Annotated in this window: 12 protein-coding genes, 1 tRNA gene and 1 riboswitch; of the genes, 9 read left to right on the top strand and 4 right to left on the bottom strand. The window is 70.4% G+C overall.

The genetic code is table 11. The features are described 5' to 3' along the window. The first annotated feature begins 37 nt into the window (after positions 1–37). Positions 38–3,454: an error-prone DNA polymerase gene (locus AC1XX3_RS15720; protein WP_483322068.1), complete on the top strand. Its 3,417-nt coding sequence runs from the start codon at positions 38–40 to the stop codon at positions 3,452–3,454. 40 nt (positions 3,455–3,494) lie between these two features. Here AC1XX3_RS15720 and AC1XX3_RS15715 read toward each other — a convergent pair whose 3' ends face one another. Continuing rightward, positions 3,495–6,098: a cation-translocating P-type ATPase gene (locus AC1XX3_RS15715; protein ID WP_483322067.1), complete on the bottom strand. Its 2,604-nt coding sequence runs from the start codon at positions 6,096–6,098 to the stop codon at positions 3,495–3,497. Between the two features lie 328 nt (positions 6,099–6,426). Next, positions 6,427–6,512: transfer RNA gene (locus tag AC1XX3_RS15710), tRNA-Leu, on the bottom strand. A 103-nt stretch (positions 6,513–6,615) separates the two neighbouring features. Between AC1XX3_RS15710 and AC1XX3_RS15705 the strand changes: the two genes are divergently transcribed. Both AC1XX3_RS15705 and AC1XX3_RS15700 read left to right on the top strand, forming a co-directional pair. After that, a complete protein-coding gene (locus tag AC1XX3_RS15705; protein WP_483322066.1) occupies positions 6,616–7,932 on the top strand; it encodes a M20/M25/M40 family metallo-hydrolase in 1,317 nt (438 codons plus the stop codon). Positions 7,933–7,953: 21 nt separating this feature from the next. After that, positions 7,954–8,151: a DUF5703 family protein gene (locus AC1XX3_RS15700; protein ID WP_483322065.1), complete on the top strand. Its 198-nt coding sequence runs from the start codon at positions 7,954–7,956 to the stop codon at positions 8,149–8,151. 16 nt (positions 8,152–8,167) lie between these two features. Here AC1XX3_RS15700 and AC1XX3_RS15695 read toward each other — a convergent pair whose 3' ends face one another. Further along, positions 8,168–9,145: an aldo/keto reductase gene (locus AC1XX3_RS15695; RefSeq protein ID WP_483322064.1), complete on the bottom strand. Its 978-nt coding sequence runs from the start codon at positions 9,143–9,145 to the stop codon at positions 8,168–8,170. A gap of 129 nt (positions 9,146–9,274) precedes the next feature. Between AC1XX3_RS15695 and AC1XX3_RS15690 the strand changes: the two genes are divergently transcribed. After that, positions 9,275–10,324 (top strand): LLM class F420-dependent oxidoreductase, encoded by a 1,050-nt coding sequence (locus tag AC1XX3_RS15690; protein WP_483322063.1) that lies wholly within the window; start codon positions 9,275–9,277, stop codon positions 10,322–10,324. 32 nt (positions 10,325–10,356) lie between these two features. On the opposite strand, the gene AC1XX3_RS15685 is transcribed toward AC1XX3_RS15690, so the two are convergent. Next, complete coding sequence (locus AC1XX3_RS15685; RefSeq protein ID WP_483322062.1) at positions 10,357–11,190, bottom strand: undecaprenyl-diphosphate phosphatase; 834 nt, start codon at positions 11,188–11,190, stop codon at positions 10,357–10,359. Between the two features lie 196 nt (positions 11,191–11,386). Here AC1XX3_RS15685 and AC1XX3_RS15680 point away from each other — a divergent pair, with 196 nt between their 5' ends. Genes AC1XX3_RS15680 through mshC form a run of 5 tightly spaced genes read left to right on the top strand, consistent with a single transcriptional unit; the run spans position 11,387 to position 15,405 of the window. Then, the gene (locus tag AC1XX3_RS15680; protein WP_483322061.1) at positions 11,387–11,917 is read left to right on the top strand and encodes a flavin reductase family protein; all 531 of its coding nucleotides are present in this window, start codon (positions 11,387–11,389) and stop codon (positions 11,915–11,917) included. A gap of 59 nt (positions 11,918–11,976) precedes the next feature. Beyond that, complete coding sequence (locus AC1XX3_RS15675; RefSeq protein ID WP_483322060.1) at positions 11,977–12,705, top strand: histidine phosphatase family protein; 729 nt, start codon at positions 11,977–11,979, stop codon at positions 12,703–12,705. Between the two features lie 22 nt (positions 12,706–12,727). Beyond that, positions 12,728–13,288: a DUF3090 domain-containing protein gene (locus tag AC1XX3_RS15670; RefSeq protein WP_483322059.1), complete on the top strand. Its 561-nt coding sequence runs from the start codon at positions 12,728–12,730 to the stop codon at positions 13,286–13,288. Next, entirely contained in the window at positions 13,285–14,106 is an 822-nt protein-coding gene (locus AC1XX3_RS15665; RefSeq protein WP_483322058.1) for an SCO1664 family protein, read from the top strand. Before AC1XX3_RS15670 ends, AC1XX3_RS15665 begins: the two co-directional genes overlap by 4 nt. A 54-nt stretch (positions 14,107–14,160) precedes the next feature. Further along, complete coding sequence (mshC, locus tag AC1XX3_RS15660; protein ID WP_483322057.1) at positions 14,161–15,405, top strand: cysteine--1-D-myo-inosityl 2-amino-2-deoxy-alpha-D-glucopyranoside ligase; 1,245 nt, start codon at positions 14,161–14,163, stop codon at positions 15,403–15,405. A 103-nt stretch (positions 15,406–15,508) separates the two neighbouring features. Beyond that, positions 15,509–15,636, top strand: a riboswitch (FMN riboswitch). The last annotated feature ends 37 nt before the right edge of the window (positions 15,637–15,673 follow it).

Below are 15,673 nucleotides of genomic sequence, written 5' to 3'. Positions count from 1 at the left end.
GGTCTCGCGGGGCCGTGGCCGAGGAGATGCGGTCCTGATGGCCTATCACAACCCGAACATCCCCTGGTCGGAGCTGGAGCGGCGGCTGTCGGGCCGCCGGGTGCCGGCGGCGGTCAAGCATGACGGCGATCCAGCTCCCGGCTCGCATTCGCGGCCCTACTACGAACCGAGCGCCGCGGTCCGCCGGCCGAGCTCGGTCGAGGTGCCGTACGCGGAGCTGCACTGCCACAGCAACTTCAGCTTCCTCGACGGCGCCTCCGATCCCGAGGAGCTGATCGAGGAGGCCGTCCGGCTGGGGCTCGACGCGGTGGCGATCACCGACCACGACGGTCTCTACGCCGCGGCCCGGTTCGCCGAGGCGGCGGGAGCCTACGACCTGCGCACCATCTACGGAGCGGAGCTGTCACTGGGTCTGCGGGCTCCGCAGAACGGGGTGCCCGACCCGGAGGGCAGCCATCTGCTGGTGCTGGCCGTGGGAGTGGAGGGCTATCACCGGCTGGCCGGAGCGATCACCGCAGCACAGCTGCGCGGCGACGAGAAGGGGCGTCCGGTCTATGACCTGGAAGAGCTGGCCGCCCGCGCCGACGGTCACTGGATGATCATGACCGGATGCCGCAAGGGGACGGTACGTCAAGCGCTGACCGAGCGAGGTCGCGAGGCCGCCGCGCTGGAGCTCGACCGGCTGACGTCGCTGTTCGGTCATGATCATGTGGTGGTCGAGCTGATCGACCACGGGCTACCGCTGGACAGCCATATCAACGACCAGCTGGCGGTGCTCGCGGATGATCATGGTCTGCCGCTGGTGGCCAGCAACAATGTGCACTACGCCACCCCGCAGGCCTCCCGACTGGCCGCCGCGATGGCCGCGGTCCGCGGTCGGCGGTCGCTGGCCGAGATGGACGGCTGGTTGCCGACCTCGGGTGCGCACCTACGATCCGGTGCGGAGATGGCTTCGCGGTTCGCCCGCTTCCCCGGGGCGGTGACGCGTACCGTGCAGCTGGCCGACGAGCTGGCTTTTTCCTTGCAGGCCGCTAAACCCAAGCTGCCCAAGCAGCAGGTGCCCGAGGGCCACACACCGATCAGCTGGTTGCGGGAACTGGCCCGGCAGGGGGCCGACCGGCTCTACCCGACCAACCGGGCCGAGGCGGAGGAGCGGCTGCAGCGCGAGCTGGACGTGATCGAGCGCAAGGACTTCCCGGGCTATTTCCTGATCGTCAACGAGATGGTGCAGTTCGCCAAGGGCCGCGGGATCATCTGCCAGGGACGGGGGTCGGCGGCCAACTCCGTGGTCTGCTTCGTGCTGGGGATCACCGCGGTGGACCCGATCAAGTTCCAGCTGCCGTTCGAGCGCTTCTTGTCGGAGAGCCGCGACGAGGAGCCGGACATCGACGTCGACTTCGACTCCGACCGTCGAGAGGAGGTCATCCAGGAGGTCTATCGCCGCTACGGCCGGCAGAACGCCGCCCAGGTCGCCAACGTGATCAGCTATCGGCCACGCTCCGCTGTCCGTGACATGGCCAAGGCGCTGGGCTATTCGACCGGCCAGCAGGACGCCTGGTCCAAGCAGATCGACTCCTGGGGATCACTGCCGAGTGCTGACGTCCACGACATCCCCGCCCCGGTGCTGGACCTGGCCAACCAGCTGATGAAGGCGCCGCGGCACCTGGGGATCCACTCCGGCGGGATGGTGCTGACCGAGCGGCCGGTGGGGGAGGTCTGCCCGATCGAGCGGGGCCGGATGGACGCCCGCACGGTGCTGCAGTGGGACAAGGACAGCTGCGCCTGGATGGGACTGGTCAAGTTCGACTTCCTCGGGCTGGGGATCATGAGCGCCATCCGCCACACCTTCGACCTGGTCGCCGAGGCGGTGGGGGAGTCATGGTCGCTGGAGTCGATCCCCAAGGAGGAGGCCGGTGTCTACGACATGCTTTGCCGGGCGGACTCGATCGGGGTCTTCCAGGTCGAGAGCCGGGCGCAGATCGGCACCCTGCCGCGGCTGCAGCCCCGTCGGTTCTACGACCTGGTGGTCGAGGTCGCGCTGATCCGGCCGGGACCCATCCAAGGCGGTGCGGTGCATCCGTACATCCGGCGGGCCACTGGCCGCGAAGAGGTGACCTACCTGCACGAGGCGCTGATCCCGGTGCTCGAGCGCACCAAGGGCGTACCGCTGTTTCAGGAGCAGCTGATGCAGATCGCCATCGCGGTCGGAGGCTGCACCGGAGACGACGCCGACCTGCTGCGTCGGGCGATGGGCTCCAAGCGCGGGGTGGAGAAGATCGAACGGCTGCAGGCCAAGCTGTACGCCGGGATGGCGTCGCACGGCATCACCGGGGAGCTGGCCGACGACATCTACGCCCGGATCGAGGCGTTCGCCAACTTCGGCTTCGCCGAGAGCCACGCGATCAGCTTCGCCCTGCTGGTGTACGCCACCTCCTGGCTCAAGCTGCACTATCCCGGGGCGTTCCTGGCCGGGCTGCTGCGCGCCCAGCCGATGGGCTTCTACTCCCCGCAGTCCCTGGTCACCGACGCCCGCCGGCACGGGGTGCGGGTGCTGCGGCCCGACATCGCTCTCTCCGGGGTGGATGCCGAGCTCGAACCCACGGGCTCCGCCGGTTCCGAACCGGTCGGCAGGACAACGGGGATGGACGAGTGCCTGGCGCACGAGCAGCCGCCGGTGGGACCGTTCCACCGCGGCGCGCCCGACCAGTCGGCGGAGCACCGCCGAGACGGTCACTTCGCTGTCCGGCTCGGGCTCACCGAGGTGCAGGGCCTGGGTCGGGACACGGCGGAGCGGATCGTGGCCGAGCGTGCGCGAGCGCCGTTCGTCAACCAGCACGACGTAGTGCGCCGAGCCGGGCTGAGCGTGAAGCAGACCGAGGCCCTGGCCACCGCTGGCGCGTTCGACGCGTTCGGGCTGTCACGTCGGCAGGCCCTGTGGAACGCTGGCTACGCCGACCGGGCCGACCAGCTGCCGGGCACCGCGATCGACGCTCCGCCGCCGACGCTGCCCGGGATGAGCCCGGTCGAGCTGACCCTGGCCGACTTGTGGGCCACCCACATCTCCCCGTCCGAGCATCCGATGGGTCATCTGCGATCGGTGCTGGACGGGCACGGGGTGCTGGCCGTCGCACGGCTGGGGCCGTCACACGCCGGACGCCGCGTCCGGGTCGGCGGACTGATCACCCACCGTCAGCGCCCCGGGACTGCGGGCGGGGTCACGTTTCTCAACCTGGAGGACGAAACAGGGATGCTCAACGTGGTCTGCTCGGCCGAGCTGTGGAAGCGCTACCGGCGGATCGCCCGGACCGCGAACGCCATGATCATCCGTGGAGTGGTGGAGCACTTCGACGGGGTGACCAACCTGGTGGCCGACCGGCTCGACCCGCTCAGCAGAGTGTTTCCGGACGCCCGGGACATCCTGCCCGCCCGGCACACCTCACGAGACTTCCGATGACCACCGTCTGCCGCCATGCCACACCGACCGGTCCCAACTATCAGGTTGACCCTCTTCCCCTGCCCTTCGAGCGCGAAGTGTGTGGGCGTGCGCCGTCAGGGACCCGCGACCGGTGCCGCTTGTGCACCGCATCAACCACGACCACCAGACCTGCGGTGAGGAACGCCATCAACCATCCGAGCGGCGATGGCCAGGAGCCGCCCAGCAGCTCGGCGACCGGTGAGACGGCCAGGAAGGCGACGAGCAACGTCAGCTCGGCGACGACGGCCCACACCAGGAAGGGGTTCCCGGCCACCTTCAGCCGCCACACCGGCAGCGTCTCGCTGCGACAGGCGAAGGCGTTCGCCATCTGACCCAGTGTGATCGTCGCGAAGGCGGTGCCCGAGGCGGTGGCGAGCAGAGCAGGTTCGGGCACCGTCCCCCACGACCATCCACCGACCACCAAGGTGATCCCGAAAGCGACCAAGGTGCAGATCGCCTCGGTCAGCCCGAGCACCGCGAACGAGCGGCGGAGCAAGCTCGCGTCTATCAGGCGACGTCCACTCTGACGGCGGCGAAGGACTCTCTTGCTCGGCGGCTCGGTCCCCAGCGCGAGTGCCGGCAACATGTCGGTGCCGATGTCGAGGGCGAGGACCTGCAACACACCGATCGCCAGCGGGAACTGCCCACCGGTGAGGGCCCACACCACGAACGGGGCAAGTTCCGCGACGTTGTCGCTCAGATGGAAGGTGAGGAACCGGCGTACGTTGGCAAACGTCGAGCGTCCCAGCTCGACCGCGGTGACGATGGTCGCGAAGTGGTCATCCAGCAGCACGAGGTCGGCGGCTTCGCGCGTGACATCACTGCCGCTGCCACCCATGGCGACACCCACATCAGCTTCGCGCAGTGCCGGCGCGTCGTTCACGCCGTCTCCGGTCATGGCGACGACGTGGCCGCGCCGGCGCAGGACACCGGCAATGCGCAGCTTCTGAGCGGGCGTCACCCGAGCCACGACAGCTCCGCCGTCGCCGTCGAGCAACGCGGCCAGCTCATCGTCGTCGTCAGGCATCGATCCGGCGTCGATCACGACCCCGTCGGCACGAAGCAGCCCCACCTCCCGGGCGACCGCAGCGGCGGTGCCGGGGTGGTCACCGGTGATCATCGCCACCTTGATACCTGCGTCGTGACAGGAGTCGAGTGCCCCAGCGACATCCGGCCTCGGCGGATCCTCCAAGCCCACCAGCGCGAGCAGCCGCAGGTTCTGCTCAGCTGCCTCGGGCGGATCGCCGGCGTGCCACTGCCCCCGTGCGACGGCCACCACCCGGCGGCCGCGATCGGTGAGATCCGCCAGAGCTTCCGTCGCGTCGGAGCCGAGACACCGGCGGAGCACCGACTCCGGGGCGCCGAGGACGTGTGACTGGTCCGCGATCACCACTGAGCTCATCATTCGCTCCGGCGAATACGGCAACCGCTGTTGGACAGCCTCGGAGGTCTCGGCTACGCCCAGTCGTAGCAACCAGGCGTGCAGGGCGACCTCCATCGGGTCGCCGTCGGCTTCCCATTTTCCCTCCCGCTGCACGGCGCGACCCGATACGCAGGCCACCGCGCTCTGAGCGGCGTCTTGCATCAGCTCCACCACTGAGGCCGACCCGTGCACCGACGCGGTCGGCTCATAGCCAGTGCCGTCGACCCGCCCGACGCCGGCCGGGGTCCACACCTCGACCACCGCCATGCGGTTCTGGGTCAGCGTTCCTGTCTTGTCGGTACAGATGAAGGTGGTGGCCCCGAGGGTCTCGACGGCATCGAGCCTTCGGACCAGCGCGTTCCGCTCCGCCATCATTGAGGCGCCGCGCGCCAGTGACAGGGTCACCGTCGGCAGCAGCCCTTCCGGCACCAGCGCGACGCTGACGCCGACGGCGAAGAGGAAGGCCTCCAGCGGTCCCAGTCCGAGGCCGAGCCCGGTCACGCCCAGAAAGGTGCCGGTGGCCACGGCGATGAGAGCAATGATCCTGACCACACGGTTGAGCTCGACGGTCGCCGGACTCGGCGGTCGGCGCGCCTGGCGGGTGAGTGCGGCGATCTCGGCGATCGCCGTCTGGGCGCCCACCGCGACCACCTCGGCTTCGCCCTGTCCCTGCACGACGAACGTTCCGCCGAGGACACGCTCCCCGGCACCACGGTGCACGGCAACGCTCTCGCCGCTGATCATGGACTCGTCCACAGCCATGCCGTCGGCCTCGATCAGCACCAGGTCGGCACTGACCCGGTCTCCGGCCTCCAAGAGGACGACGTCTCCCACCACCAGCTCCGTGGCGTCGACGACCTGGGACTGACCGTCCCTGCGGACGCGGGATGTCAGTGGCAGCAATGACTTGAGTCGCTCCGCTGAGCGGTCGGCGTGCCGCTCCTGGGCGAAGGCGAACACGGCGTTGAGGACGATGATGACCACGATGGCCACCGCCAGTGGAGCCTGATCGGCCAGCAGCGCCATCGCGCTGGCGACCCAGAGCAGCACCGCCAGCAGGTGGGTGAACTGACGAGCCAGCTGGGCCAGCGCCGAAGGTCCGCGCGGCTCGGGGAGCTTATTGGGTCCCTGCTCCGCCAACCGTCGTCGCGCCTCACTCGAGCTGAGTCCTTGTCCCTGGATCGCGTTGGTCCCACCCATGGTTGAGCGTCCTTCCGTCTCCACGGACGTCGCCGAGTCAGGCGCCTGGTCTTCCATCCTGCGTTCAGGATGGCGAGATCCACAAGGGCCGTGGTGCGGCCGGAGGAGAGGCCGGCGGCGCCGTCGTGGGTTCTGAGGCTCAGTGGGGAGCAGACCGCGGCGCAAGGCAGGTGATTTTCCTGGAGCGCTGGGCCGGGCGCCGCACGCCTCAACTGGCCGGCGCTCCGAAGCAGTCGGGGCGGCTTTCGCCGCCCCAAAAGCAGTCAGGGGCGGCTTTTGCCGCCCCCGAGCTTGCTGTCTCAAGCCGGGGAAACCTCCCCAGCCGCTGTGTCCGAGGGGGGACTTGAACCCCCATTCCCCGTAAAGGGAACTAGCACCTCAAGCTAGCGCGTCTACCTATTCCGCCACCCGGACTTGCGCTGGCCGTTCCCGGCGCAGCGGATGGAACTATAGCAAGGATCTGCCGGGACTCCGATTCGAGCCCGAGCGCCCCCGTGCCGGCTGGCAGGATGAGGCCATGACCGATGCGTACGCCGCCGACACCGACGTGGTGGAGATCTGCCGGGATCTGATCCGGATCGACACGAGCAACTACGGCAGCGAGCCGGGACCGGGGGAGCGAGCCGCCGCCGAGCACGTCGCGGCCCTGCTGGACGAGGTCGGCATCGCCAGTGAGCTGTTCGAGCCCGAGCCCGGGCGTACGTCGCTGGTCGCCCGCTGGGAGCCCGACGGAGTGGACCGCGACGCCAGCCCGCTGCTGGTCCACGGCCACCTGGACGTGGTCCCGGCGCAGGCAGCCGACTGGTCGATGCCGCCATTCTCGGGCGAGGTCGCCGACGGGTGCGTCTGGGGCCGTGGCGCTGTCGACATGAAGGACTTCAACGCCATGGTGCTCAGCGTGGTGCGCGCCAGGGCGCGGGCGGGCGCGGCCCCGCGGCGACCGATCCGGCTCATCTTCACCGCCGATGAGGAGGCCGGCAGCGGGCTGGGCGCCCAGTGGCTGGTCGACTCCCACCCGGAGACCGTGGAGGGCTGCACCGAGGCGATCGGCGAGGTCGGCGGATTCTCGCTCACCGTCCACGACGACCTGCGGCTCTATCTGATCCAGACCGCGGAGAAGGGTCTGGCCTGGCTGAACCTGATCGCCGACGGCCGGGCCGGCCACGGTTCCTTCCGCAATGACGCCAATGCCGTCACCGAGCTGGCCGCCGCCGTCGCGCGGGTCGGGGCGTACGAGTGGCCGCACCGGATCACCGACGCGCAACGCGCCTTCCTCGAGGCGGTGTCCGACGCCTTCGAGGTCGACCTCGACCCGGACACCACCGAAGAAACGCTGGCCCGGCTGGGCAGCATCGCGCGGATGGTGGGCGCGACGATGGCCAACAGCGCCAACCCGACGATGCTGCAGGCCGGTTACAAGCACAACGTGATCCCGGGTCAGGCCACCGCCGGCATCGACGGGCGCTTCGTCCCGGGTGGCGAGGAAGAGTTCCTGGCCACCATCACTGACCTGATCGGGCCGAAGGTGCGCTACGAGTTCGTGGCGCATCAGCCGGCGGTGGAGACAGAGTTCTCCGGTGCCCTGGTGGAGGCGATGCAGACCTGCCTCGCGGCCGAGGACCCCGGCGCGCGGGCGGTCCCGTTCCTGATGAGCGGCGGCACCGACGCCAAAGCCTGGGACCGGGCCGGCATCCGGTCCTTCGGATTCGCGCCGCTCAGGCTGCCGGCCGACCTCGACTTCGTCGGCATGTTCCACGGGGTGGACGAGCGCGTCCCGACCGAGTCGCTGCAGTTCGGTGCCCGTGTCGTGGACCACTTCCTCGATCTCGCCTGAGCCAGGGCTACGCTGACAGCGATGAAGAGTCGAGTGGTCGAGTACGAGGTCGAGAAGGTCCGCCTTCCCCGGCACATCTCCCGAGGCGCGGTGCGCCAGCTGCTGACCGACCACGCCGAGTACGGCGGGTGGGAGCTGACGCGGCTGCGGCGCTATCGCGACGGCACCCGCGACGTCTGGATCCGCCGCAAGATCATCCGGGTCCCCGCCAGTCTCTGACGCCGCTGCGGAGCCCTCAGCCCTGTTCCGCCGCGGGCCGACCAGCGTTGGGTCCGCCCGAGACATCATCCAGCGCTGACGCGATCTCGATCGGCAGGGTCTGGTCGTCGACCGCGAGGGCCGGAGCGAGCTGACCGGCCGTCCGGGCACCCAACAGCGGCGCGGTCACCCCGGGGGCGTCGCGGACCCACAGCAGAGCCACCTGCAGGGGAGTCAGGTCCAGCCCTTCGGCCGCCCGGGCCACGGCCTCCACCACACCGCGGGACCGAGGCTCCAGGTAGGGCTCGACGAACCATGCGAAGTGGTCACTGGCCGCCCGTGACCCGCGGGGGGTCCGAGCGCGGTACTGCCCGGTGAGCACCCCACGCCCGAGCGGTGACCACGGGAACAGTCCCATCCCGAAGCTGCGTACGGCCGGCAGCACCTCAACCTCGGCCCGACGGGCCAGCAGCGAGTATTCGACCTGCGCGCTGCTGATCGGCGTCCGGCCGGGGAACGCGGCCTGCCAGGTCGCGGCCTGGGCGGTCTGCCAGCCGACGAAGTTGGAGATGCCGGCGTAGCGCACCAGACCGCGGCTGACCGCGGAGTCGATGGCACTGAGGCTCTCGGCCAGCGGCGCGCTGCCCCAGGCATGGATCTGCCACAGGTCGAGATAGTCGGTCTGCAGCCGCCGCAGCGACCCCTCAAGGTCGCGCAGCAGTGCCCGCCGCGAGGTGTCGACGATCCGCTTGCCGCCCCGGATGACGAAGCCCGCCTTGCTGGCGATCACCATCTCCTCGCGGTTGCCGAGCTCGGCGACCAGTGATCCGATCAGCCGCTCGGCGTCGCCGGCGCCGTACGCCGCCGCGGTGTCGATCAGGGTGCCGCCGGCGGCGCAGAACATCTCGAGCAGCGCACGAGCGTTCTCGGCCGGGGTGTCGCGTCCCCAGGTCATGGTTCCGAGCCCGAGCCGCGAGACGCGGAGCCCGCTGGCCCCGACCTGCCGTGTCTGCATGAGGGAGACCCTAACGGCTGAGCCGGTCGGTGCCATCGGCGGTGACGTCTGCCGCACCGGCGGCGCGGCGCCCGAGATGCCACGGCCGAGTCACCGCGGCGCGGCCGGCCGGGCACTACGTTGGGAGCCATGCGCCTCGGTCTCAACCTGGGATACCTGGTCGGCTCGGACGACCCGGCCGGACAGCTCAGACTCGCCGCTCACGCCGAGACCCTCGGCTTCGACATCGTCTGGGCGGCGGAGGCGTACGGCTCGGACAGTCCGACGGTACTGGCCTGGCTGGCCGGCCAGACGTCGCGGATCGGTATCGGGTCGGCGGTGATGCAGATCCCGGCTCGCAGTCCGGCCATGACGGCGATGACGGCGGCCAGCCTGGACCTGCTGACCGGGGGACGGTTCCACCTCGGTCTCGGCGTGTCCGGTCCGCAGGTGTCCGAGGGCTGGCACGGGGTGCGGTTCTCCCAGCCACTGGCGCGGACCCGGGAATACCTCGAGGTGCTCGACCTGGCCCTCGGCCGGCAAGTTGTGGCCCATCAGGGTCGGCACTTCCCGCTGCCGCTGCCGGACGGCCCCGGCAAGGCGCTCAAGCTCACCATCGCACCCGGCAGCGAGCACATCCCGCGCTATCTGGCCGCCGTCGGTCCTCAGAACCTGACCCTGGCCGGCGAGCTGACCGACGGCTGGCTGGCCGTCTTCTACGCACCCGGCTTCGCCGCGGAGCAGCTCAGCTCGATCGCCGCCGGGCGGGACAAGGTGGGCAAGGCGATGGCCGGATTCGAGGTGGTGGCCACGGTGCCGCTGGTGGTCGGAGACGACCCGCTCGCGTGCGCCGACCCGCTGCGGTCCTACGCAGCGCTCTACCTCGGTGGGATGGGCAGTCGGAAGCAGAACTTCTACAACGCGCTGGCGGTCCGGATGGGTTACGCCGACGCCGCGGCCAAGGTCCAGGACCTGTTCCTCGATCGCCGGCACCGTGACGCGATGGCAGCCGTCCCGTATGAGTTCATCGACTCCACCTCGTTGCTCGGCGACGAGGCCCGCATCGCCGATGGGCTGCAGGCCCTCGCGGCGTCAGGGGTGACCAGCTGCGCCCTCGCTCCGCAGGGCCGCACGGTGGAAGAGAAGCTGGCCGCGCTGACCGTGGCCACCCGGGCGTACGAGCGGGCCGGAGTGGCCTGAGCGACCCTTGTTGGGCGACTTGGGCGGATCGCTCAGAGCTGGGGCAGTGGCTCCAGCACCCCGGTCAGCAACAGCACCGCCACGACAGCGGCCAGCGCCAGCCGATAGAGCACGAACGGGGCGAAGTTGTGGGTGCTGATGTAACGCAGCAGCCAGTGGATGACCGCGAACCCGATCACGAAGGCCACCACCGTCGCCAGCGCGATCGGCCCCCATGCCGGCTGGACCTGGTCGGAGGAGATGTCGAACAGCTTGAAGAACCCGGAGCCGACGACGGCCGGAATGGCCAGCAGGAAGGAATACCGCGCGGCCGCCTCACGCTTGTAGCCGAGCGCCAGCCCCGCGGTGATGGTGGCGCCGGAGCGGGAGACTCCGGGTACCAGCGCCAGGGACTGCGCCAGTCCGAAGATCACGCCGTGGCCCCAGGTGAGATCGGTCAGCGGGCGGGTGTTGCGAGCGAACCGGTCCACCACGCCGATGATCACACCGAACCCGGCCAGCATCGCTACGGTGATCCACAGGTTGCGCAGCGCCGAGTCGATGGCGTCTTGGAACAGCAGCCCGAGGACCACGATGGGCACCGAGCCGATGATCACCAGCCAGCCCATCACCGCGTCGGGGTCGCGCCGGTCCATCCGGCCGAGCAGAGCGAGCGTCCAGTGGCGGATGATCTTGGCGATGTCGCGCCGGAAGTAGATGATCACAGCGGCCTCGGTGCCCAGCTGGGTGATGGCGGTGAACGCCGCACCCGGGTCGTCGCCGCCGAAGAACTGCCCGATGATCGAGATGTGGGCGCTCGAGGAGATCGGGAGGAACTCGGTGAGTCCCTGCACGATCCCCAGCACCAACGCTTCCAGCCAACCCACTGTCGTTCCTCGTTCCTCCCGTGGGCCCGGTCAAATCCGGGCGCCGCGCCTACGCTAGACGGTCCCCGCCGGGCGGTCGTGCCCCCGCAGTCCTCGTCGACGTGATGCCCGCCACACCGTGGTCGTACGGTGCGCGGCGGAGCCGGGCGGCGACCGGACCTCCCCGCGCCCGACGTCGTGGGCTACAACTGAACAGGTGAGCATCCACTCCGACCACCCGTTCCTGCCGCCCGAGGGCGACCGTAGCCCGGTGCGCCGGTTGCGCGGCCGACTGCCGGCACCGGTGACGGTATGGACCAGCGGGGTGGGCCGGGCGCGGACGGGCTGGACGGTGTCCTCGGTGCTGCTCGCCGACGGTGACCCACCCGAGGTCGTCGCGCTGCTCGACCCGGACAGCGACCTGGCTGACACGATCGACGAGACCGGGACCTGGGTGGTGAATCTGCTGAGCTGGGATCAGCGGCAGCTGGCCGACCCGTTCGCCGGCACCGCACCGGCCCCCGGCGGCCCGTTCCGGCTGGCCGGCTGGACCGACTCCCGATGGGGGCCGGTGCTGACCGAGTGCCCCGGCTGGCTGGGCGTCCGGCTCCGCCCGGTCACCGGGGCCGAGGAGACCGCCGGCTGGGCCCGGCTGATCCGCGGCGTCGTGGAGCACGCCGAGGTGGGACCGGATGCCCCCGCCCTGGCGCACCTGCGCGGTCGCTACCGACGCCTCGACCCGTCCTGACCCGGGCACCGCGCGGCGTCGCGGCACACGGCTGCACCGGGTCACCTACGCTTTCTCGGGTGACAACAGTCCTGCTCGTCCGCCACGGACGTACGACGGCCAACTCCACCGGTGTGCTGGCCGGTCGCAGCCCCGGGGTCGAGCTCGACTCGGTCGGAGCGACGCAGGCGGATGCCGCCGGGCAGCGGCTGGGTCCGATCCCGCTCGCGGCGCTGGTCTCCTCGCCACTGCGCCGCTGTCGGCAGACGGCCCAGGCGCTGCAGGCGGCGCGCACCGATCAGCTGCCGATCACCATCGAGCAGGGTCTGATCGAATGCGGCTACGGCGACTGGACCGGCCGCTCGCTGCGCGAGCTCAGCAAGGAGAAGCTGTGGGCCACGGTCCAGTCACAGCCGTCCGCGGTCCGCTTCCCGGGTGGGGAGTCGATGGTCGAGATGGCGTCCCGCTCCGTGGGGGCGGTCCGTTCCTGGGACGCCCGGCTGAGTGACGAGCACGGCGAGGACGTGGTCTGGGCCGCGGTCTCGCACGGTGACGTGATCAAGGCGATCCTGGCCGATGCCCTCGGCATCCACCTCGACGCCTTCCAGCGCATCATGGTGGACCCGGCCTCGGTGTCGGTCATCCGCTACACCCCGCAGCGCCCGTACGTGGTGACGATGAACTCCACCACCGCCGAGCTGGCTTCGCTGTTCCGGGCGCCGGAGAAGAAGGGCCGCAAACCCCGCCGGACAGCCGCGCACGACGCGCCGGTCGGCGGCGGCCTGGGTGCTGCCGACGCCGCCGGCTGAGGCTCGGGCATAGGCTTACGCCATGGCGATTCTCGTGCACCGCTACGACTCCCCGGACCGGTTCGTCGCCGGCACGGTGGGTCAGCCCGGCGAACGCACCTTCTTCCTGCAGGCCCGTGAAGGCAACCGCATCACCAGTGTGGTGGTGGAGAAGCAGCAGGTATCGGTTCTGGCCGAGCACCTCGAGCGCGTGCTCGAGGAGATCCTGCGTCGCACCGGCGGGAACGCGCCGGTGCCGCCGCCCGTACCGGTGGCCGTCGACAACGAGCCGCTGGACGCCCCCATCACCGAGGAATTCCGGGTCGGCACCATGACCATCGCCTGGGACCCGCAGGCGGAGCGGATCGTGATCGAGCTGTTCGCCAACGCCGACACCGACGACGCCGACGAGGCCGAGGGTGAGGTGGAGGCCGACGAGGTGTTCGTGGTCCGGATCACCCCGCGGCACGCCCGTGACTTCGTCACCCGGGCGCAGTCGCTGGTGGCAGCGGGCCGCCCGGCCTGCCCCTTCTGCCTGCAGCCGATCGACGCCGGCGGCCACATCTGCCCACGCGCCAACGGATATCGGCGCCCGCTGTTTTGACCAGCTCCGAGGGATCGGCGCCGGCCCACCGGGGGACCGAGCACCCGGCTCTGACCACCGAGCTCGGTGACGGCGAGTTGGAGATCACCGGCCGGCTGATGCAGGCCTCGAACGCGACCTTCCTGGCCGAGCTGCGTTCGGACCAGGTCGCGGTGGAGTGCGTCTACAAGCCGATGCAGGGGGAGCGCCCGCTCTGGGACTTCCCGACCCACACCCTGGCTCTGCGGGAGGTCGCCGCCTACGAGGTGTCGCGGATCGGCGGCTTCGACCTGGTGCCGGTCACCGTCTTGGTCGACGGGCCGATCGGGATCGGCTCGCTCCAGGTGTGGGTCGACGCCGACCAGGACGAGATGGACGCCCTGGTCGACCTGGTGCCGACCGAGGAGCTACCGCGCGACGGCTGGTTCTCCTGCGTCGACGGTCTCGACGCCAGCGACCAGATGGTGTCGGTGGTGCACGCCGACCACCCCGAGCTGCGGATGCTGGCCGTGTTCGACGCCCTGATCAACAACGCCGACCGCAAGGGCGGCCACATCCTCGCCGGGGGCGGCCGGGTGTTCGGTGTCGACCACGGCATCAGCTTCCACACCGACCCCAAGCTGCGGACCCTGCTGTGGGGCTGGGCGGGCGAGGAGCTGACCGATCGCGAGCTGGCCGCCGTCTCGGCCGTACGATCCGACGCTGCCGACCAACTGGGCGAGCTGCTGGCCGAGGAGGAGATCGAGGCTCTTCTCCGACGCGCCGACCTGCTGCTGCGTCGGGGCCGGCTGCCGCGACCGCGCGGGGACCGACCAGCCATCCCGTGGCCGCCGTTCTGAGCGACGGTTCGGGCGCTGCCGGGACCGGGGTCACTGCCGGATAAGGTGAGGCCCATGCAGGCTTGGAACTCTGCGCCGGTCCCACGGCTGCAACCGCTCGACGTCGCGTCCCCCGTCCGGCTCTTCGACACCGCACAGCAGCGGCTGGTCGAGGCCGGGCCGGCCGAGGGCACCGCCCGGATGTACGTCTGCGGCATCACCCCGTACGACGCCACCCACATGGGCCACGCCAACACCTACGTCTCCTTCGACCTGCTCAACCGGGTCTGGCGCGACGCCGGTCTGGACGTCCGCTATGTCCAGAACGTCACCGACGTGGACGACCCGCTGCTGGAACGGGCCAACGCCACCGGCGTGGACTGGACCGAGTTGGCGCACGCACAGATCCAGCTCTTCCGCGAGGACATGGAGGCGCTGAACGTGCTCGCGCCGGCGCATTACATCGGCGCGGTCGAGTCGATCGACTGGGTGGTCGAGCTGGCCGGCCGGCTGCAGAACGAGGGCGCTCTCTACGCGGTGGACGACCCCGAGTTCGCCGATCTCTACTACGCGCGCTCCGCCGACGCCGATTTCGGGTCGCTGTCCCACCTGACGCACGAGGAGGCGCTGGCCGTCTTCGCCGAACGCGGTGGCGATCCGGCGCGACCGGGCAAGAAGGACCCGCTGGACTGTCTGGTGTGGCGCCAGCAGCGCCAGGGTGAGCCGGGCTGGGACTCGGTGCTGGGCACCGGCCGGCCGGGTTGGCACCTGGAGTGCACGGCGATCGCGCTGCGGCTGCTCGGGTCGAACTTCGACGTCCAAGGCGGCGGCAGCGACCTCGTCTTCCCGCACCACGAGATGTGCGCCAGCGAGGGTCGGGTGGCCACCGGAGAGCCGTTCGCCCAGGTCTACGCGCACAGCGGCATGGTCGGGCTCGACGGCGAGAAGATGTCGAAGTCCAAAGGCAACCTGGTGCTGGTCTCGACCCTGCGCGGTGCGGGCGCGGACCCGATGGCCATCCGACTGGCCCTGCTCGACCACCACTACCGCGACGACTGGTCCTGGACCGAGGAGTCGCTGCCCCGCGCGGAGGAGCGGCTCGATCTGTGGCGCCGGGCCGTACGGCTGGACGCCGGCCTCAACGCCGACGAGTGCATCGCCACCATCCGGGCTGCGCTGCGCAACGACCTCGACGCCCCCGCCGCGCTGGCGGCAGTCGACGGCTGGGCCGGCGCCTCGCTGGATATCGACGCCGACGACGCCGACGCCCCGGCCCAGGTGGCGCTGGCCTGCGACGCGCTGCTCGGACTGCGGCTCTGAGACGGGCTCCAAGGCACTGCGGATGAGCCGTCTCGGCGCGCGGGTACGCGTACCGGCGACCGGCGGGCCCGTGACAGAATGAACCCGACGAGCTAACTACTCGCGCGTGTTCCGGGGTCGGTGCAATTCCGAGCCGGCGGTGACAGTCCGCGACCCGACCGCAGCCAGCGGCCGGTTGATGTGGTGAAACTCCACGACCGACGGTGAAAGTCCGGATGGGAGGAACACGGGAGTCCTGCGTCGGCGCGCGTGTGCGTACCGAGGTCGT

It is taken from the genome of Microlunatus sp. M237, assembly GCF_056896895.1.
This window is presented reverse-complemented; position numbering and strand designations above follow the sequence as displayed.

Excerpts from the sequence above, each read along its gene's own strand:
- AC1XX3_RS15720 (WP_483322068.1), top strand. The coding sequence starts at position 38 with ATGGCCTATCACAACCCGAACATCCCCTGGTCGGAGCTGGAGCGGCGG.
- AC1XX3_RS15695 (WP_483322064.1), bottom strand. The coding sequence starts at position 9,145 with ATGCAGACACGGCAGGTCGGGGCCAGCGGGCTCCGCGTCTCGCGGCTC.
- mshC (WP_483322057.1), top strand. The coding sequence starts at position 14,161 with ATGCAGGCTTGGAACTCTGCGCCGGTCCCACGGCTGCAACCGCTCGAC.
- AC1XX3_RS15705 (WP_483322066.1), top strand. The coding sequence starts at position 6,616 with ATGACCGATGCGTACGCCGCCGACACCGACGTGGTGGAGATCTGCCGG.
- AC1XX3_RS15715 (WP_483322067.1), bottom strand. The coding sequence starts at position 6,098 with ATGGGTGGGACCAACGCGATCCAGGGACAAGGACTCAGCTCGAGTGAG.
- AC1XX3_RS15670 (WP_483322059.1), top strand. The coding sequence starts at position 12,728 with ATGGCGATTCTCGTGCACCGCTACGACTCCCCGGACCGGTTCGTCGCC.
- AC1XX3_RS15690 (WP_483322063.1), top strand. The coding sequence starts at position 9,275 with ATGCGCCTCGGTCTCAACCTGGGATACCTGGTCGGCTCGGACGACCCG.
- AC1XX3_RS15700 (WP_483322065.1), top strand. The coding sequence starts at position 7,954 with ATGAAGAGTCGAGTGGTCGAGTACGAGGTCGAGAAGGTCCGCCTTCCC.